Annotated in this window: 16 protein-coding genes; 11 read left to right on the top strand and 5 right to left on the bottom strand. The window is 72.7% G+C overall.

Annotation, left to right across the window (positions count from 1 at the left end; translation table 11 throughout):
- The first annotated feature begins 131 nt into the window (after positions 1–131).
- Positions 132–2,462: a glycoside hydrolase family 3 N-terminal domain-containing protein gene (locus ACQP2X_RS29875; protein ID WP_498687486.1), complete on the top strand. Its 2,331-nt coding sequence runs from the start codon at positions 132–134 to the stop codon at positions 2,460–2,462.
- A gap of 274 nt (positions 2,463–2,736) precedes the next feature.
- Here the strand turns inward: ACQP2X_RS29875 and ACQP2X_RS29880 are convergent, their stop codons facing one another.
- Together ACQP2X_RS29880 and ACQP2X_RS29885 are read right to left on the bottom strand one after the other, a co-directional pair.
- The gene (locus tag ACQP2X_RS29880; RefSeq protein WP_498701082.1) at positions 2,737–4,392 is read right to left on the bottom strand and encodes a LuxR C-terminal-related transcriptional regulator; all 1,656 of its coding nucleotides are present in this window, start codon (positions 4,390–4,392) and stop codon (positions 2,737–2,739) included.
- Complete coding sequence (locus ACQP2X_RS29885) at positions 4,392–5,672, bottom strand: ATP-binding protein (RefSeq protein WP_498687488.1); 1,281 nt, start codon at positions 5,670–5,672, stop codon at positions 4,392–4,394. Before ACQP2X_RS29885 ends, ACQP2X_RS29880 begins: the two co-directional genes overlap by 1 nt.
- Positions 5,673–5,859: 187 nt before the next feature.
- On the opposite strand from ACQP2X_RS29885, the gene ACQP2X_RS29890 reads away from it, so the two are divergent.
- Both ACQP2X_RS29890 and ACQP2X_RS29895 read left to right on the top strand, forming a co-directional pair.
- Positions 5,860–6,723 (top strand): alpha/beta hydrolase family protein, encoded by an 864-nt coding sequence (locus ACQP2X_RS29890; protein WP_498687492.1) that lies wholly within the window; start codon positions 5,860–5,862, stop codon positions 6,721–6,723.
- A 109-nt stretch (positions 6,724–6,832) separates the two neighbouring features.
- The gene (locus ACQP2X_RS29895; RefSeq protein WP_498687493.1) at positions 6,833–7,417 is read left to right on the top strand and encodes a hypothetical protein; all 585 of its coding nucleotides are present in this window, start codon (positions 6,833–6,835) and stop codon (positions 7,415–7,417) included.
- Here the strand turns inward: ACQP2X_RS29895 and ACQP2X_RS29900 are convergent.
- Positions 7,351–7,809 (bottom strand): hypothetical protein, encoded by a 459-nt coding sequence (locus tag ACQP2X_RS29900; protein WP_498687495.1) that lies wholly within the window; start codon positions 7,807–7,809, stop codon positions 7,351–7,353. The two genes, ACQP2X_RS29895 and ACQP2X_RS29900, sit on opposite strands and share 67 nt — an antisense overlap.
- A 328-nt stretch (positions 7,810–8,137) precedes the next feature.
- Here ACQP2X_RS29900 and ACQP2X_RS29905 point away from each other — a divergent pair, with 328 nt between their 5' ends.
- The 8 genes from ACQP2X_RS29905 (at position 8,138) to ACQP2X_RS29940 (ending at position 14,424) form a co-directional block, all read left to right on the top strand.
- Positions 8,138–9,139 carry a LacI family DNA-binding transcriptional regulator gene (locus ACQP2X_RS29905; protein WP_498701083.1) on the top strand — a complete coding sequence of 334 codons (1,002 nt, stop codon included), beginning with the start codon at positions 8,138–8,140 and terminating at the stop codon, positions 9,137–9,139.
- A complete protein-coding gene (locus ACQP2X_RS29910; protein ID WP_498687497.1) occupies positions 9,136–9,582 on the top strand; it encodes a hypothetical protein in 447 nt (148 codons plus the stop codon). The genes ACQP2X_RS29905 and ACQP2X_RS29910 overlap by 4 nt, the downstream gene beginning before the upstream one ends.
- Before the next feature lie 51 nt (positions 9,583–9,633).
- On the top strand, positions 9,634–10,623 hold the full coding sequence (locus ACQP2X_RS29915) for a LacI family DNA-binding transcriptional regulator (protein WP_498661763.1): 990 nt from the start codon (positions 9,634–9,636) through the stop codon (positions 10,621–10,623).
- Between the two features lie 68 nt (positions 10,624–10,691).
- Entirely contained in the window at positions 10,692–11,696 is a 1,005-nt protein-coding gene (locus tag ACQP2X_RS29920) for a 5'-3' exonuclease (RefSeq protein WP_498687499.1), read from the top strand.
- Between the two features lie 121 nt (positions 11,697–11,817).
- Positions 11,818–12,516, top strand: a complete 699-nt coding sequence (locus ACQP2X_RS29925) for an energy-coupling factor ABC transporter permease (RefSeq protein WP_498687501.1) — start codon at positions 11,818–11,820, stop codon at positions 12,514–12,516.
- A complete protein-coding gene (locus tag ACQP2X_RS29930) occupies positions 12,513–12,881 on the top strand; it encodes a PDGLE domain-containing protein (protein ID WP_498687504.1) in 369 nt (122 codons plus the stop codon). Before ACQP2X_RS29925 ends, ACQP2X_RS29930 begins: the two co-directional genes overlap by 4 nt.
- Positions 12,881–13,642: a cobalt ECF transporter T component CbiQ gene (cbiQ, locus tag ACQP2X_RS29935; protein WP_498687506.1), complete on the top strand. Its 762-nt coding sequence runs from the start codon at positions 12,881–12,883 to the stop codon at positions 13,640–13,642. The genes ACQP2X_RS29930 and cbiQ overlap by 1 nt, the downstream gene beginning before the upstream one ends.
- Positions 13,642–14,424, top strand: a complete 783-nt coding sequence (locus ACQP2X_RS29940; protein ID WP_498687508.1) for an energy-coupling factor ABC transporter ATP-binding protein — start codon at positions 13,642–13,644, stop codon at positions 14,422–14,424. Before cbiQ ends, ACQP2X_RS29940 begins: the two co-directional genes overlap by 1 nt.
- A 40-nt stretch (positions 14,425–14,464) precedes the next feature.
- Here ACQP2X_RS29940 and ACQP2X_RS29945 read toward each other — a convergent pair whose 3' ends face one another.
- Both ACQP2X_RS29945 and ACQP2X_RS29950 read right to left on the bottom strand, forming a co-directional pair.
- The gene (locus tag ACQP2X_RS29945; protein ID WP_498687509.1) at positions 14,465–15,421 is read right to left on the bottom strand and encodes an alpha/beta fold hydrolase; all 957 of its coding nucleotides are present in this window, start codon (positions 15,419–15,421) and stop codon (positions 14,465–14,467) included.
- Positions 15,422–15,711: 290 nt separating this feature from the next.
- Positions 15,712–17,094 carry a WD40 repeat domain-containing protein gene (locus ACQP2X_RS29950; protein WP_498687511.1) on the bottom strand — a complete coding sequence of 461 codons (1,383 nt, stop codon included), beginning with the start codon at positions 17,092–17,094 and terminating at the stop codon, positions 15,712–15,714.
- Positions 17,095–17,111 lie beyond the last annotated feature (17 nt).

Consider the following 17,111-nt stretch of genomic DNA (forward strand, 5'->3'; position numbering starts at 1 on the left):
GTGGTCGCGCTCCCACGGCAAAAGTGGACGCCGTCCTCCCCTGTCGCCGAAGGGCAACCTAAGATCATCCAGCGCCGAAAGTTCGCGCTGTGAAAACACTGAAAGTTTCGGAACCTCTGAGGAGTTGCGCCGTGACCGTAGAACATCGATGGCAGGATCCGGCGCTCCCCGTCGCTGACCGCGTTGACGCCCTGCTGGCCGCCATGACCATCGAGGAGAAGGTCGGGCAGCTGGGCAGCCGCTGGCTCGGCAACGACATGCAGGACGAGGAGGAGACCGACCCCGAGGAGACCCTCAACGTCGCTCCCATGCAGGACGTCTTCGCCGCATCGGGCACCATCTCCCTCGAGGAGGCCAGCCGGCAGGGGCTCGGGCATCTGACCCGGGTGTACGGCAGCAAGCCGCTCACGCCGGCCGAGGGCGCCGCCGAACTGGTCCGTCAACAGCAGATCGTCCTCGCCAACTCCCGCCTCGGCATCCCCGCCCTGGTCCACGAGGAATGCCTGACCGGCTTCACCGCCTTCGGCGCAACGGTCTATCCCGCCGCCATCGCCTGGGGCGCTACCTTCGACGAGTCGCTGGTCGAGCGGATGGCGGCCGCGATCGGCCGCGACATGGCCGCGCTCGGCGTGCACCAGGGCCTGTCCCCGGTGCTCGACGTCGTGCGCGACTACCGGTGGGGCCGGGTCGAGGAGACCATCGGCGAGGACCCGTACCTGGTGGCGCTGCTCGGGGCGGGCTACGTCCGCGGCCTGGAGAGCGCCGGGGTGATCGCCACCCTCAAGCACTTCGCGGGCTATTCGGCGTCGCGCGGGGCCCGCAACCACGGCCCGGTGTCGATGGGCCGCCGGGAGCTGCTCGACGTCATCCTGCCGACCTTCGAGACGGCGATCCGCGAGGGCGGCGCCCGGTCGGTTATGAACAGCTACTCCGACATCGACGGCGTGCCCGCCGGGGCCGACCCGTGGCTGCTCACGACGGTGCTGCGGGAGAAGTGGGGCTTCACGGGCACGGTGGTGTCGGACTACTGGGCGGTGCCGTTCCTGGCCTCGACCCACCACATCGCGGCCGACGAGGCCGAGGCCGGCGCGCTGGCCCTGACCGCCGGCATCGACGTGGAACTGCCCGACACGCTGGGCTTCTCGGCCGAGCTGATCTCCCGGGTGCCCGAGTCGGTGATCGACCAGGCGGCACGCCGGCTGCTCACGCAGAAGATCGAACTCGGCCTCCTCGACCCGGACTGGACACCCACGTCGTCGGTCTCGGCCGCCGGCAGTGTGGAGCTCGACTCCGCGTCGAACAGGGCCCTCGCCCGCGAGATGGCCGAGAAGTCGGTCATCCTGCTCGACCCGGGCACAGCGCTGCCGCTGGCCGCGTCGAGCAAGGTCGCGGTGGTGGGCCCGGCGGCGGACGACGCCCGCACGTTCATGGGCTGCTACGCCTTCCCCAACCACGTGCTGCCCCGCTACCCCGGCATCGGCCTGGGCGTCGACGTTCCCACGGCCGTCGAAGCGCTTCGGTCGGAGTTCTCCGAGGTGTCGTACGCCCGGGGCTGTGACGTCAACAGCGATGACCGTTCCGGCTTCGCCGAGGCGGTGGCGGCGGCCCGCGGCGCCGACGTGGTGGTGGCGATGGTCGGCGACCTGGCCGGCCTGTTCGGCCACGGCACCTCGGGCGAGGGCTGCGACGCCGAGGACCTGCGCCTGCCCGGCGTGCAGGCCGACCTGATCGAAGAGCTGCTGGCCACCGGCACGCCGGTGGTGGTCGTGGTGGTCAGCGGCCGGCCGTACGCGCTGGGCGGCATCGCCGGCCGCACGGCCGGCCTGGTGCAGGCGTTCATGCCGGGCGAGGAGGGCGCCTCGGCGATCGCGGGCGTGCTCTCGGGCCGGGTGCAGCCCGGGGCCAAGCTGCCGGTGCAGATCCCCCGCCACACGGGCGGTCAGCCCGGCACGTATCTGCAGCCGGCGCTGGGCGCGGAGAACACCGGGGTCAGCAACCTGGACCCGACGCCGCTGTTCCCGTTCGGGCACGGCCGCTCGTACACGACGTTCGAGGTCGACGACCTGCGCATCGGCGCGCCGTCGGTGCCGACGGACGGCGAGTTCACGGTGACCGCGCGGGTGCGCAACACCGGCGATCGGGCCGGCGACGAGGTCGTCCAGCTCTACCTGCACGACCCGATCGGGCAGGTCACGCGCCCGGTGAAGCAGCTGACGGGCTTCGCCCGGGTGCCGCTGGAGCCGGGCGAGGCCAAGGACGTCGAGTTCACGGTGCACACCGACCGCACGGCGTACACGGGCCGCGACCTGACGACGATCGTCGAGCCGGGCGACATCGAGGTCATGGTCGGCACCTCGGCCGCGGACCTGCCCTGCCGCGGCAGGGTGACGCTGACCGGTCCGGTGCGCGAGGTGGGCCGCGACCGCCGCCTCGTGACACCGGTCGAGGTTCGCAAGGCCTGACCCCTGTTTAGAAGGACGTCGATCCGCCCGTTCCGATAATTCGGGCGGGTCGGCGTCGAAACTTATCGTTGCTTTCCCGAGACCTTCCGGCCGGGCGCGCCGAACAGGTCTGCCCCTTCACCCACAGCCCGATCTTCCCGTTTGACCCACGGCGCTTCCGGCCCGGCGTGTCCGCGCGCCCTCCCTCGCGCGCCCATTTCTCCGGCGCCCTCTTCCTCGGCGCCTTCTTCCCCGCCGCCTTCTTCCCCGCCGCCCTCGTCAGCCGGCGCCCTCGTCAGCCGGCGGCGAGGAGGCGGGCCAGCTCGGTTCGCGATCGCACGCCGAGGCGGGCGAACACGTTGCGCAGGTGGTGGTCGATGGTTCGCGGGCTCAGGTGCAGTTGCCGGGCGACCTCACGGTTGGTCGCGCCCTCGGCGACCAGGCCGGCGATCCGCTCCTGCTGGGCCGTCAAGGGCGTACGGCCGATGGGGTCGACCTTGGCCCCGGCCGCCCGCAGCTCCCGCATCGCCTGCTCGGCCCAGGGGCGCGCGGCGAGCCGGTGGAAGGTGTCGACGGCCCGGCGCAGATGGTCGCGCGCCTCGGCCGGACGCCGCCGCCGGCGCAGATGACGGCCGTAGAGCAACTCGGTGTGCGCCCGCGCGAACCCCGGATCGTCGTCGCGCCCGTGCCACCCGAGCGCCTCCCGGAAGTGGTCCTCGGCCGCGTCGTGGTCGGCCGCCGTCAGCGCCCGGCACCGCGACCGCAGGGCGAGCCAGCCACTCTGCCGCGTCCGCCCCGCCCACTGATCGAAGACCGAGGTCCCGTCCGGCTCCGTCCGGTCCGGGCCGAGATCCGCCGACGCCTCCAGCAGGTGAGGCGTGATCGCGACGCGCAGGATCAGGGAGCCACCGGCGAAGACACCCGCAAGACGTTCCGCCGCGGCCGCCCGCCGCCCGTCCACCAGATCGAGCAGGGCCTCGGCCCAGTCGCCCAGGCCACGCACTTCGGCGTCGGCGTGCCGGGTGGCCGCGAGACGCTCGGCCGCCGACTCCCGGTCCCCGACGAACGCGGCCAGCAGGGCGAGCAGCGCCAGATGCGTGTCGGCGAGGTCGGGCCGGCCCGCCCCGCGCGCGACCGCCGCCCCGTCGAGCGCCGACGCGGTGGCGTGGTCGTACCGCCCGGCGGCCAGATCGGCGAAGGCGGCGACCTCCAGGGCCGCCGGCACCAGCGCGTGGGCCCCGGACTCGCGTGCGAGACCGGCGGCGCGCCCGGCCAGCCGTGCCGCCCGCTTGTCCTGCCCGAGCAGGATGCCGGTGTTCGCGGCCCGGATGAGCCCGGCCGGGTCGGCGGTGCGCTCGGCCAGCCGGAGCACCTCTCGCAGGTGCCCGAACGCCGCCTCGTCGGCCCCGGTCATCAGATCGGCCACGCCGGTGACGTGATGCAGCGCCATGGCGAGGTCGACGGCCATCGCCTCGTCGAGGGTCATGGCCTGATGCTTCGCGGTCAGCTGATGCCGCGCCGCGTCCACCGCGTCAAGATCCCGGACGACCGACACCGGTCCCCGCGCGTCCGCTCCCGCCTCCACAGCCGTCTCCGCTTTAGCCGCTGCTTTGGCCGCTGCTTTGGCCGCGATCAGCCCCCGGCCGATCCTCGTCCGATCATCGGCGAACCGGGCCGCGGCCTGCCGCGCCAACTCGGGGTAACGGCCCGGTTCGCCCGTACGGCCGCAGGCGTCCCCGGCCAGCAGAAGCGCGTCCAACGCCCCACGCGGATCGACCGGCAGCAACTCGGCCGCGACATCGAGCAGCACCTCCTGCGCCGCGCCCGGCGCCGCCCGCAGGTTGATCTCGGCCAAGGCGCCGCGCGCCCGCGCCCGTACGCTCGCGCTCCCCCGCAACTTCCCCGCCCGCCGCACCAGAAGCCCGGCCTCGTGCGTGCGCCCGGCCGCCATCAGCGACCGCGCCGCCGCGAGCAGGGCGGCCGCCGCCCCACCCGGCGCGGCGCTGAGCTCGGCGGCCCGGCGCTGAGCGACCGCCGCCGCGATAGGCGGCGCCCCTTCCGCCGCCGCCAGCAGCTCCCGCGCGAGTTCCTCGTCCGGGCCCGCCGCCACCGCGGCCAGGTGCACCAGCGCCGAAAGCCGCCGCCTACCGCCACCGAACACACCGGCCAGCGCCAGATGCGCCGCGTGCCGCCGCCCCAGAGGTTCCTCCTGGAGCACCACCGCGCCACGGCCGGCGTGAACCTGACCCCGTCCTCGCCCACGGCCGCCAGCCCCGCCCGAGCCGCCAGATCCAGATCGGACAGCGAGATTCCCCCCGCCGTGCACGCCACGTCCGACCCCGCGGCCCTCGCCGCCTCGCCCGCCATTCGCGCCGCGGCCGCGAGCAGTTCCGCCGGGCGGGCGCCGGGCTCGGTCGCGGCCAGCAGGAGCAGCGTGCGGGTGGACGGTGGCAACGTCGCCAGCTCGGCGCCGAGCCGCCGCCGGATGCCGCTGTCCGGCGGCAGAGCGGCGGGCAGCGTGGCATAGCCGCGACGCTGCTCCGGTGTCAGCGCGGTCGCGAGATCCACCAGGGCCGCCGGATTGGCGTGAGCGATGTCGAGAAGCCCGGCCGCCACGTCGTCGGTGATGCCGGGCGCCCGTCGCCGCAGCAGTTCACGGCACGACTCCTCACTGAGCGCCCGCAGATGCCGCGTCGGCAGACCCGCCGCGGCCGCGCTCCCCGCCCCGCTCGCGGTGACCGAGGCGAGCAGCGCGACGGGCACTCCCGCAACGCGGCGCGCGACCAGCCGGACCACCTGCCAGGTCGCCCCGTCGAGCAGATCCGCGTCGTCGAACAGGCAGAGGACGCCCCGCTCCCCCGCCGCCCTTCGCAACAGCGCTACCACCGCCAGGCACAACGGCAGCGGCCCCACACCCGGGTCACTCCCACCCGCCACCGCGAGCAGCGGCTCCCGCCACTCCGCCGGAAGATCCCGCACCGCGTCGGCCAGCGGCTCGATCAGCCGTTCGAGCCCGCCATAGGCGACCTCCGCCTCGTCCGCGTGCCCCGGCACCGATACCACCAGCCATGTCGTGGCCGCGCTCGCGGCGGCCCGCAGCATGGTCGTCCGGCCCTCGCCCGGGCCCGCCGCGAGCACCAGCGCGCCACCCCGGCCCGCCGCCGCCTCCTCGATCAGGCCGGTGATCGCCGCCAGGTCGGCGTCGCGGCCGAGAGGGGCAACTTCATGCACTACCGGTGCATTAAGCATGCGGCGAGTCTGTCCATCAAGGCGGCCCCGGGGAAGCCCTTTTCGGTTGATGAAATTTCGCGCTCGTTAACGGGCGGTTGCGAACACCGGTGATTTCGCCGATGCGCGACCGGCCCTGAGCGGCAAAAACTGACCGCCATCAATCTCCTACCCCCGAGGAGCGTGTCCGGTGCACCACCTTCGTAAGGTCTTCGCCGCCGCGGCCGCCGCCGTGGCCCTCTCCGTCACGGTCGGCGCGGCGCCGGCCCAGGCGGCCGACAACCCGTACGAGCGCGGCCCGAACCCGACGCTCGCGGCGCTCGACGCCAGCCGCGGCCCGTACTCGGTCGCCACGGAGAACGTCTCGTCGCTCGTCTCCGGCTTCGGCGGCGGCGTCATCTACTACCCGACCACCACCAGCGACGGCACCTTCGGCGCCGTCGCGATCTCGCCCGGCTTCACCGCCACCTGGTCCAGCCTGTCGTGGCTCGGCCCGCGCATCGCGTCGCACGGCTTCGTGGTGATCGGCATCGAGACCAACACCCTGCTCGACCAGCCCGCCCAGCGCGGCGACCAGCTGCTGGCCGCCCTCGATTACCTGACCCGGTCGAGCTCGGTGCGCACCCGCGTCGACTCGTCCCGGCTCGCCGTCGCCGGCCACTCCATGGGTGGCGGCGGAACCCTCGAGGCGGCCCGCCAGCGGCCGTCGCTCCAGGCCGCCATCCCGCTCGCCCCGTGGAACCTCACGAAGTCGTGGTCGGGCAACCGCGTCCCGACCCTGATCGTCGGCGGCGAGTCCGACACGATCGCCCCGGTCGGCACGCACTCGGAACCGTTCTACAACAGCCTCAACTCCGGCTCCGAGAAGGCGTACCTGGAACTCAACAACGCCAGCCACTTCTTCCCGCAGTCGGTGAACACGCCGACCGCCCGGCTCGCGGTCTCCTGGCTGAAGCGCTTCGTCGACAACGACACCCGCTACGACCAGTTCATCTGCCCGGGCCCGACCGGCCTGGCCATCGAGGAGTACCGCAGCACCTGCCCGCTCGTCTGACCCAACTCCCACAAGCGGACGGCCGGTGGTGATCCCGCCGGCCGTCCGCGCGTTCCCCTAAGGGTTCACACCGATTCCTGGCAGCCCGCCCGATTCCTACGCTCCATGCATGAGATTGATGGCGGTCGCCGCGCCCCTGCTGATGCTCTGTTACGGCCTGCTGCGATGGGTGGACGGATGGGACAGCGACCGCGGCAACGGGCCGGCCTGGGACGTCGGCCACGTCGCCTTCTTCGCCGCGATGGTCCTGTTCGCCGTCCTGGCCGTCCAGATGCGCGGGCTCGTGGCCGGGCGCCGGGCGGTGACGGTGGCCGCGTCGCTCGCCGCCGCGGCTGCGGTCTTCGGGGTGGGCTGCTTCCTGTGGGTGATCATCGGCGACCTGTTCGACGACTTCCGTGAGCGCTTCCCCCTGCCGGACGTCCTGGAGACGACCGGCCCGGCCCTGTTCGGCCTCGGCATCGTCGTCCTGATGGGCCTGCTGGCCGCCGCACGCCGCCTTCCCTGGTGGAGCCCCGCGCTGTTCCTGGCCGGCTTCCTGGCGATCCCCGTCGACCTCGATCTGCTGCCGTTCGCCGCCACCGCGATCCTGATCGCCTTCGCCCCGCTGGCCCGGCCCGCGGAGCCCGCTCAGACCGCCTCGGTGACCACAGTGGGTACGTCGTCCGGCCCGATGTCACGCCGGGACAGGGCGTAGGTCGAGCTCCCCTCGTAGGGCTCACTCAGCTTCAGCACCACCATCGGACTGTCGGCCAGAGGCGGGACGTCCTCGACGAGCTCGTACCGCAGCTCAAGGACGTCACCGCCTTCGCCGGCCGCCTCTTCCATGTCTTCGTCCGGATCGTCGAGAACCAACCGGCGGGCGCCGGGCGCCGAGGGCGCCCACCTGCCGAAGGACGTCTCCCCCTCGACCACCTCGACGGCCGCCGGGCCGAGGCGGGTCCAGCGGATCATCGTCAGCGCGGCGCCACCGGCGTTCTCCCAGACCGACCAGCCCGAGCCGTCCGCGTGGAAGGCGACACAACTGGCCTCCATCGACCCGTACTCGTAGGGCGCGCTGTCCCAAAGGCCCACCAACTCGTCACTCATGGCGCCGCACTTTGAGAGCGTTCACACCGCCACGTCGCCGACATGACACCACTCAGGGACCCCGACGACGCGGGTGAAACATCGTCGATACACGAAGGACACGATCCGGCACGGCCATGATCGCTGTCAAGGTCCCCGTTTGGCCCTGTCATCACGCATACCCACCAATGTCACGAACAGGTAACGGGGGTGTAATGGACCCTTGACAGCGCGTACATCCACCCCGCATGTTTGCGTTCACATTTTCCCAGCTCGCCGATAAAGGACAACCTCTGATGAAGGCACACCCGGACGCCGGGACGATCGGCGCATGAGCCGCCGCCCCGTCATGTCCGATGTGGCCGCCCGGGCGGGCGTGTCCCATCAGACGGTGTCACGTGTGCTCAACGGCCATCCGCACGTCTCGCCCACGACCCGGACGCGGGTGCTCGCCGCCATCGCCGAGCTGGGCTACCGCCGGAACCTGTCGGCCCGGGTGCTGGCCACCGGCCGCTCCAACGTGGTCGGCGTGGTCGCCCAGAACACGACCCTCTACGGCCCGTCGAGCATGGTGCAGGCGATAGGCGAAGCCGCGCTCGGCGCCGACCTGTCCCTGACCGTGGGCCATGTCGCCGGCTACGACGCCACCGCGGCGTCCCGCCGGATCGTCGAACGGCTCGTCCAGCAGGGCGCGGCCGGCCTGGTCTTCATCGCCCCGGTCGACGCCGCCGCCGAGGCCATGCGCCTCGTCCCGCCCGGCATCCCGATCGTGACCGTCGACGGCCTGCCCGAGTGGAACGTCGCCAACGTCTCGGTCGACCAGTACGCGGGCGGCCGGCTCGCCACCCGGCACCTGCTGGAGCACGGCCACCGCACGGTCTGGCACGTCGCCGGCCCCGAGCAGTGGCACGGCAGCCGGGCCCGCGAGGCCGGCTGGCGGGCCGCGCTGGCCGAGGCCGGCGCCCAGGCGCCGCCCATGTTGCGCGCCGGCTGGTCGGCCGCGTCGGGCTATCAGTGCGGCCGCATGCTGGCCCGCATCCCCGATTGCACCGCCGTCTTCGCGGCCAACGACCACGTGGCGCTGGGCGTCATGCGGGCCCTGGCCGAGCAGGGCCGCCGCGTGCCCGAGGACGTGAGCCTGATCGGCTTCGACGACGTGCCCGAGGCCGCCTATCTCCACCCGGCCCTGACCACGATCCGGCAGGAGTTCGCCGACGTCGGCCGTCAGGCTTTGCGGCTGCTGCTCGACCAGCTCGTGGCCGGTTCCCGCGCGGAGACGTCGGCGCTGGTCGAGCCGGCCCTGGTCGACCGCGACACGGTGGCCCGCCCACCGGTCCGGAGTGGGTCATGACGGTCGAGCCCGGCGGCGCGCGCGAGATCTGGTTCCTCACCGGCAGCCAGGACCGGCACGGCGAGGACGCCCTGGCCCGGGTGGCCGCGCAGTCGCAGCAGGTGGTGGCCGAGCTCGACAGCTCGGGCGACGTGCCCCTGCCGATCGTGTGGCGCCCCGTGCTGACCGACGCCGCCGCGATCACGGCCACGATGGTCGCCGCCAACACCGACGACCGCTGCGCCGGCGTGATCGCGTGGATGCACGACTTCTCCCCGGCCAAGATGTGGGCGGCCGGGCTCGCGACGTTGCGCAAGCCGCTCCTTCGCCTGCGGGCGCCGGCCGGCCTGCCCCGCCCGTGGACCACCGCGACCGCGTTGCCGACCCACCGGAAACGATCAACCAGATCGCCGGTGGTCGATGAAAGGGCGACGGCGTATCAGCTGCTCGCCGGAGGGCTGTGATGAGGCGATATCCTGCCCCGGGTGAGCGTGAAGCGCGGACGACCGCCGGGCATGATGGACGTGGCCCGGCTGGCGGGGGTCTCCCATCAGACAGTCTCACGGGTGCTCAACGAGCACCGGAACGTGAGCGAGCAGACCCGTCTCAAGGTGCAGGCCGCGATCGCCGAGCTCGGCTACCGGCCCGACCGGGCGGCGCGCGCCCTGGTCACCGGCACCTCGAAGGTGATCGGCGTGGTCACCCAGAACACGGCGCTCTACGGACCGGCGATGATGCTGACCGCGTTCGAGGAGGCCGCCCTGGCGACCGGATTCGCGGTGAACGTGGGTAGCGTCCGCAACCTCGACGAACGCTCCATCGCCGACGCCGTCGAGCGCCACCTCGACCAGCGGGTCGCCGGGCTCGTGGTGATCGCCCCGGTGGCGAGCGCCGGGCCGGCCCTGGCCCAGCTCCCCGAGGACGTGCCGCTGGTGACCATCGACGGCGACCCCGAGCGCACCAGCACGCTGGTCACGGTCGACCAGGTGGCCGGCGCGCGGGCCGCCACCGAGCACCTGCTGGCGGCCGGCCACGAGACGGTCTGGCACATCTCCGGCCCGTCGGACTGGTTCGACGCCGCCGGCCGGGTGCGCGGCTGGGAGTCGGCCCTGCGTGACGCCGGCCGGGAGATACCGCCGCTGCTCACCGGCGACTGGGGCGCGGCCTCCGGCTACCGCAACGGCCAGCTGCTCGCCCGCCTGCCCGAGGCGACCGCGATCTTCACCGCCAACGACCACATCGCGCTCGGCCTGCTGCGCGCGCTCAACGAGCACGGCCGGCGCGTGCCCGAGGACGTGAGCATCGTCGGCTTCGACGACGTGCCCGAGGCCGAATACTTCACCCCGCCGCTGACCACCGTCCGCCCCGACTTCGACGCCGCGGCGACGGCGACCCTGGAGCTCCTGCTCGCCCAGATCGAGGAGGAGACCACAGCCGACGCCGCGCGGCGCACCATCGCGCCGTCCCTGGTCGCCCGGGAGAGCGTGGCTCCCCCGCCGGCCTGACGCCCAGTTCCCCCGCCGGGACCATCAGGGGAGTGATGGTTCCGGCGGGCCCGCGTACCCTCTTTGAGGTGCCGCTGCTATTGGTCCTCGACGGGAACAGTCTCCTGCACCGGGCCTACCACGCGGGCGCCGGTGACGGCTGGGTCGACGCGGACGGCCGGCCGATCTGGGCCTTGCGCGGCCTTTTCGGCTATCTCGCCCGGGCCGCCGCCCATCTGCGCCCCGACGCCCTGATCGTCGGTTTCGACTGCCCCTCCTCGTCGGCGCGGCGCCTGACCTATCCCGCGTACAAGGCGCACCGCCCCGACAAGGCACCCGACCTTACGGCCCAGCTGCTCGAGGCGCCCTCCCTGCTGCGCGACGCCGGCGTCTGCACGGTGGTGCACGAGTCCTGGGAGGCCGACGACGTGCTGGCCAGCGCCGCCGCCTCGGCCCGCCGCGACGGGTGGCGCTCGGTGCTGATGACCAGCGACCGCGATGCTTTCGCCCTGCTCGACGAGCACACGTCGGTCCTGCGGGTCCGCAACGGCGGCTTCGACGAGGCCGTTCTGGTCGAGGCCGCGGGCCTGCCCGAGCTCTACGGCGTGCACCCCTGGCAATACCGTGACTTCGCCGCGCTGCGCGGCGATCCTTCCGACAACCTTCATGGTGTACGCCGGTTCGGCGCGGCGACCGCCGCGAAGTTGCTGGCCGCGTTCGGCAGTGTCGAGGCCGCGTGGGAGGCCGGCGCCGCGCTCGTCCGCGACGCCGTGGGCGATCACGCCGCCAAGCACTTCACCGACCCGTCGGCCCGCGAGATCGTCGACCGCAACCGCGAGCTGATGCGGATGCGCCTCGATCTGCCGATCCCCCCGCTCGCGTCGGCCCGCCTGCCCCTGAGCATGACTGTGATGAGAAAGGCATTGCGGACGCGCGGCATCAATCTCGGCCCGTCGCTGTGGGCCCTGACCGGCGGCTCACCCCCGGTCGTGGAGGACGGCGCCGACCCGATTCCCGAGGTCAGGCCCTGGGTGTTCCGTGGTGGGCTGACCGCGCGCCGCGATCCGACGCCGGGCCAACTCGCCCTCTTCTAGCGTTCCCGCCCCCTCCCCTTAACTTGATCTTCAAACTGCCGTCTAGTTGCCAACTCTTTGCAACAGCATCACCGCGCCAATATGCTGCGGTCGCTGGGAACATTCTGAGAGGAGGCCCGTCATGGACACGACGGCGATGCACATAGCCAACGGCATCGTGAACGGTCCGGTGTCAGCGATCTTCGCCGTCTTCGCGGTCGTGGCGCTGGCTTTCTGCGTGCGCAAGGCCCGCGCCGACCTGGATGACCGTCTCGCACCCATGGCCGGTCTGGTCGCGGCGTTCATCTTCGCCGTGCAAATGCTCAACTTCCAGGTCCTGCCGGGCGTCTCCGGCCACCTGCTGGGCGGCACCCTGGCCGTCATCCTGGTCGGCCCGTGGGTCGGCGCGCTCTGCGTCTCCACCGTCCTGATCGTGCAGTGCCTGCTCTTCGCCGACGGCGGCCTCACCGCCATCGGCCTCAACATCACCAACATGGCCCTGCTCGGCACGGCAGCCGGATATCTGCTGGTCGTCGTCCTGCTCCGCTTCCTGCCCAAGACCCCGGCCGGCCTGGGAGCCACCGCGCTCATCGCCTCGATCATCTCTGTCGTGATCGCCTCGCAGGGCTTCGTCCTGGAGTACGCCCTCGGCGGCACCACCGACCTGTCCCTGCCCTGGATCTCCGGCACCATGGCCGGCGTCCACGTCCTGATCGGCATCGGTGAGGGCGTCATCGCGGCCACCACCGTCGCCACGGTCGCCCGCGTCCGCCCCGATCTCGTCTACGCCCTGCGGCGGTTCCGCAAGCCGCTCAACGTCGAAGTGGGAGCCCCGGCATGAGCAAGCGACTCGGATGGTTCCTGGCCGGCGGCCTGCTCGTAGCCCTGCTGCTGGCCGGCGTGGTCAGCAGCTTCGCCTCCGGCAGCCCCGACGGCCTCGACTACACCGCCCGCGAGGGCTGCACCTTCAACGCGGAAGGTGAGATCACCGGCGGCACGTGCATGGCCCAGCAGGAAGGCGAGCACCAGCTCTCCGACAGCCCGCTGGCCGACTACGGCATCAAGGGCATCGACAACGAGTACCTCTCCACGGGTCTCTCGGGCGTCCTCGGCGTCCTGATCACCTTTGGCATCGGCGCCGGCGTCTTCTGGCTGGCCCGCCGCCGGGGTCAGACCCCGGCCGACACCACCGAAGCCGGCAACTGATGGGCGCCGGGCACGCACACCCCCTGCACCTGCCGCGCGAGAGCCCGGTCCACCGGCTCGCGCCCGAGGTCAAGATCGTCGCGGTCCTGCTCTTCACCATCATCGTGGTGATCACCCCGCGGACCGAGTTCTGGGCCTTCGGCGGCTATCTCGTGCTCATCGCGGCGGTGGCGGTGACGGCGCGCGTGCCCGCGTCCTGGCTCGCCAAGCGGGCCACCATCGAGCTCCCGTTCGTCCTGCTGGCCGTGGCCCTGCCCTTCTTCGGCCAGGGCGAGCGGATCACCTGGCTCGGCATGTCGCTGTCGGTCGACGGCCTGCACGGTGCCTGGAACATCTTCGCCAAGGGCACCCTAGGCGTCCTGGCCTCCCTGCTGCTGGCCGCGACCACCACCATGCGCGACCTCATCCTGGGCCTGGACCGCCTGCGCTGCCCCGCGGTCTTCACCCAGATCGCCACCTTCATGCTGCGCTACCTCGACGTCCTCGCCGACGACGCCCGCCGCATGCGCGTCGCCCGCCTGGCCCGCGGCTACGACCCCCGCTTCCTCTGGCAGGTCAAGGCCTTCGCGGTCAGCGTCGGCTCCCTGTTCCTGCGGGCCTACGAGCGCGGCGAGCGCGTCTACCTGGCCATGGTCGCTCGCGGCTACCAGGGCCGGCTCCCCCGCCCGGCCGACGACCGCGTCCCCACCGGGCAGTGGCTGGCCGCCGCGGCCCTGCCCGCGGCCACCGCGGGAATCGCCCTGGCCGCGGCCCTGGGATGATGATCGGGATGAGCGACACAGAAACGGCGCTACGGGTCGCCGGCGTGCACTTCGCCTACCCGGACGGCCACGTCGCCCTGCGCGGCGTCGACCTCACCATCCCGGCCGGCGAGCGCGTCGCCCTGCTCGGCCCGAACGGCGCCGGCAAGACCACCCTCGTGCTGCACCTCAACGGCATCCTGCACGGCGGCACCGGCACCATCGAGGTCGCCGGCGCCCGCGTCGACCCGGCCGACCGGGCCGGCCTGGCCGAGATCCGCCGCCGGGTCGGCATCGTCTTCCAGGACCCCGACGACCAGCTCTTCATGCCCACGGTCGCCGAGGACGTGGCCTTCGGCCCGCAGAACATGGGTGTGCGCGGCGACGAGCTCACCGCCCGCGTCGACGAGGCACTGGCCGCGGTCGGCATGTCCGAACACCGCGACCAGGTCCCGCACCACCTCTCCTTCGGCCAGCGCCGCCGTGTCGCCGTGGCCACCGTGCTGGCCATGCGCCCCGAGATCCTCGTGCTGGACGAGCCCTCGTCGAACCTCGACCCGGCCAGCCGCCGCGAGCTGGCCGAGATCCTCGAGCCGCTCCCGGTCACGGTCCTGATGGTCACCCACGACCTGCCGTACGCCCTGCAGCTCTGCCCTCGTTCGGTGATCCTCGACGCCGGCCGGATCGTCGCCGACGCGCCCACCCCGGCCCTGCTGGCCGACGAGGATCTCCTGCGGGCCCACCGCCTGGAGCTTCCCTTCGGCTTCGACCCGGTGTCCGCCGCGGCCCGCCTGCGCGCCTGACCTCCTGGCGCCTCCAGCGCCGGCCGGACGGCTTGTCGTCCTATTCGCTCGGCGAGCCGGTGCCCTCGTACAAGCCGAAGTAGGTCTGCTCGAGCTCGGCCGCGTGGCCGCCGAGCCCGGCCGGGTCGGCGGTGTCGTGCCCGACGCCCCACTGCGCCGGGATCTCGTACCGGCCCAGGCCGATCTTGTTGGCCGAGGCGATGTCCTGGGTGATCTCGGCCGCTCGCCCGCGGTCGATGAAGGTGTCGTTCGCGGAGGTCACCACGGCCACGCTGGTGAGCTTCGCGTTCACCGGGTCGTCCCGGTAGTTGCGCACGATCCTCAGGTACTGCGACAGCGCCGCGTACGAGAATCCGTTGCCGTTGAAGTGGTCGGGCAGCAACCGGCTGCCGTAGAGCACGATCAGCGGCTTCACCTGCCAGGCCGGCGCCTGCTCGGCGGCGGGCTGGTAGAAGGGTGACAGCGCCAGCAGGTGCGCGACCGCGTCCGGCCGGTACTCGGCGAGCCAGGTGGCCAGCACGGCCCCACCCGAGACGCCCACCACGCCGACGTCGCCGCCGAGGCCCGACGTCACGGTCAGCGCATCCTCGGCGTAGTCGGCCAGTTCGTCGGCGTGCAGGCCGGCGTGGGCCTTCGTGTCGGTGACCCCGTGCCGGGGCGCCCTCGGCACGTACACGTTGTAGCCCTTGTCGTAATAGAGCTTGGCCAGGCTGTCGAACTGCGCCGGGCAGTCGGTGTATCCGTGCAGCATGAGCACGGCCTTGGCCGTGTGCCCCGGATGCAGCAGGGCCTTCGTCCGGCACCGGGGCGTGACCGAGGAGTCGGCGGTGTCCGCGCTCACCGCGGACTCGGCCCGGGCCCGGGCCTCGCCGAACGGCAGCGTCGCCGCCGTGCCGTGGGTGAGGCGGGAGCTGTGCAGCGGCCACAGGTAGACCGCCGCCACCGCGGCGACGAGCAGAACGATCACAGCGCCGAGCAGCCGCCGGGCGATCTTCATGAGGTTGTCCTGGGGGTCGGAAGGGACGTTTCACCCCTAGGACGCGCGGGCCGCCCGCAAGTTCAGAACACTCTCTTGTCGAGTCAATCCGGTGGCCGAACGCTCCGTCCAGCCTCGCCCACCGACACGTGCGTCCCCGACCCTAGACCCCAGCCGGCCAAGATCCTGAGTTATCCACAGTGGAAAAAGTTGTCCACAGGCCGGTGTCTTCGGCACACCGGGCGACCGCAGCGAGGGCTAGCTTCTCGGGCAATCGAGCGAGAGGAGCCGCAGCCATGACGCGAGAGGTCCTAAGCGGAGAGAGCCCCGTCCGCGCCCAGCGCCAGGATCACGAGCTCGCCTCGGTGATCGGTTGCGGTGAGGCGCTGGTCGTCGAGGCGTTGCAGGGTGGCGACCCCGCTGCCGAACTCGCCGGCCAGGCGCGGCCCGACGGGCGGCCCGGTCCAGTCGACCGTCCAGGCGAAGAGCCGGAAGTCGTACGAGGCGGCGACGACCACCGTGGCCTCGGCCGAGCCGAGCAGGGCGACCGTGCGCACCGGCTCCGGGGCGCGCAGGGTGACGCCGAGCTCCACCTCGTAGGCCTGGGTGTCGAGGCGGATCAGGCGGATCGCCTGGTGGGCCGCGGTGACCACGATCCGGTCGGCGAGCGCGTCGACCGCCCGTACGGGCAGTTCGTGCTCGACGATGACCGTGCGGGCACCGAGCGGGCCCGCGGTGACCGTGCGGCCGTCGGCCACGACCATGCCGTCGCGGAAGGCTACCGACGGGGGCGACGGCTCGCCCGCCTCCTGTCGCGAGTAGCCACCGGAGAAGACATCGAGAAGATAAGGGCGGTCGCCGAACGACGCGACCGCGATGGCGCGGCCGCCGATGGCGAGCGAACGCGGCCGGATAGCCGGATCGGTGTGCCGCCAGAGCACCCGGTCGGTGGTGTCGACGGCGAAGACGGTGCCGTCATATCCGCCGGCGATCACGTAGCGGCCGTCCGGGGACCAGGTGACCGCCCGCAGCGGCGCCGTGCCCGGTCGAAGCGTGCGGATCGGGTCGAGCTGAGGCGTGCGCAGCTCGATCGCGCCGTCGCGCCGGGCCAGCGCCAGCGTCGCCGCGTCGGGCGACCATGCGCAGGCCTCCGTGGCGGGCGCCTGCCGGGCGGCGAGTGGATTAGGGTCGCCGGCCAGGTCACGCACGGAAACCATGCCGCTCGCGCCGACCGAGGCGACCAGGCCGCCGTCGCTGATGTCGAGGCGCAGGCAGTCGTCGACCTCACCGAGATATTTCTCGCCGAAGGCGTGCCAGACCGCGGCCCGGCCGTCGCCGAGCTGACAGAGCAGGTGCTGCCCGTCGGGCATCCAGTGCACGGCGGTGACGGGCGCCGGATGGCCGCCGAGGACCTTCATGACGTCGGGCGGGCGGTCGTCGACCACGCGCCAGACCGCGGCGGTGCCATCGGCCGAGCCGGTGGCGAGCAGGTCGGCTGCGGCCGGGTTGAAGGCGGCGCCGAGGACGGCCGACCGGTGGGCTAATTCGGTCAGCCTGGTCGGTCGGGCCGGATCGCTGGTGTCCTGCACGAGGACCCCGCCACCGTGGGAGCCGCTGGCGAGCCGTCGACCGTCGGCGCGGAACGCGACACAGCTGACCGGCGCGGCACCGGCCGCGGCGCTCCCAGATGTCACCCGAACCATGCTGGACA

The organism is Actinoplanes sp. CA-131856 (genome assembly GCF_050956135.1).
Lineage (GTDB): Bacteria > Actinomycetota > Actinomycetes > Mycobacteriales > Micromonosporaceae > Actinoplanes.

Bases quoted from the DNA above. Each gene is read 5' to 3' on its own strand.
- ACQP2X_RS29880 (WP_498701082.1), bottom strand. From the start codon at position 4,392: ATGGCGGCCGGGCGCACGCACGAGGCCGGGCTTCTGGTGCGGCGGGCG.
- ACQP2X_RS29895 (WP_498687493.1), top strand. From the start codon at position 6,833: ATGAGATTGATGGCGGTCGCCGCGCCCCTGCTGATGCTCTGTTACGGC.
- ACQP2X_RS29900 (WP_498687495.1), bottom strand. From the start codon at position 7,809: ATGAGTGACGAGTTGGTGGGCCTTTGGGACAGCGCGCCCTACGAGTAC.
- ACQP2X_RS29905 (WP_498701083.1), top strand. From the start codon at position 8,138: ATGTCCGATGTGGCCGCCCGGGCGGGCGTGTCCCATCAGACGGTGTCA.
- ACQP2X_RS29910 (WP_498687497.1), top strand. From the start codon at position 9,136: ATGACGGTCGAGCCCGGCGGCGCGCGCGAGATCTGGTTCCTCACCGGC.
- ACQP2X_RS29915 (WP_498661763.1), top strand. From the start codon at position 9,634: ATGATGGACGTGGCCCGGCTGGCGGGGGTCTCCCATCAGACAGTCTCA.
- ACQP2X_RS29925 (WP_498687501.1), top strand. From the start codon at position 11,818: ATGGACACGACGGCGATGCACATAGCCAACGGCATCGTGAACGGTCCG.
- ACQP2X_RS29930 (WP_498687504.1), top strand. From the start codon at position 12,513: ATGAGCAAGCGACTCGGATGGTTCCTGGCCGGCGGCCTGCTCGTAGCC.
- cbiQ (WP_498687506.1), top strand. From the start codon at position 12,881: ATGGGCGCCGGGCACGCACACCCCCTGCACCTGCCGCGCGAGAGCCCG.
- ACQP2X_RS29940 (WP_498687508.1), top strand. From the start codon at position 13,642: ATGATCGGGATGAGCGACACAGAAACGGCGCTACGGGTCGCCGGCGTG.
- ACQP2X_RS29945 (WP_498687509.1), bottom strand. From the start codon at position 15,421: ATGAAGATCGCCCGGCGGCTGCTCGGCGCTGTGATCGTTCTGCTCGTC.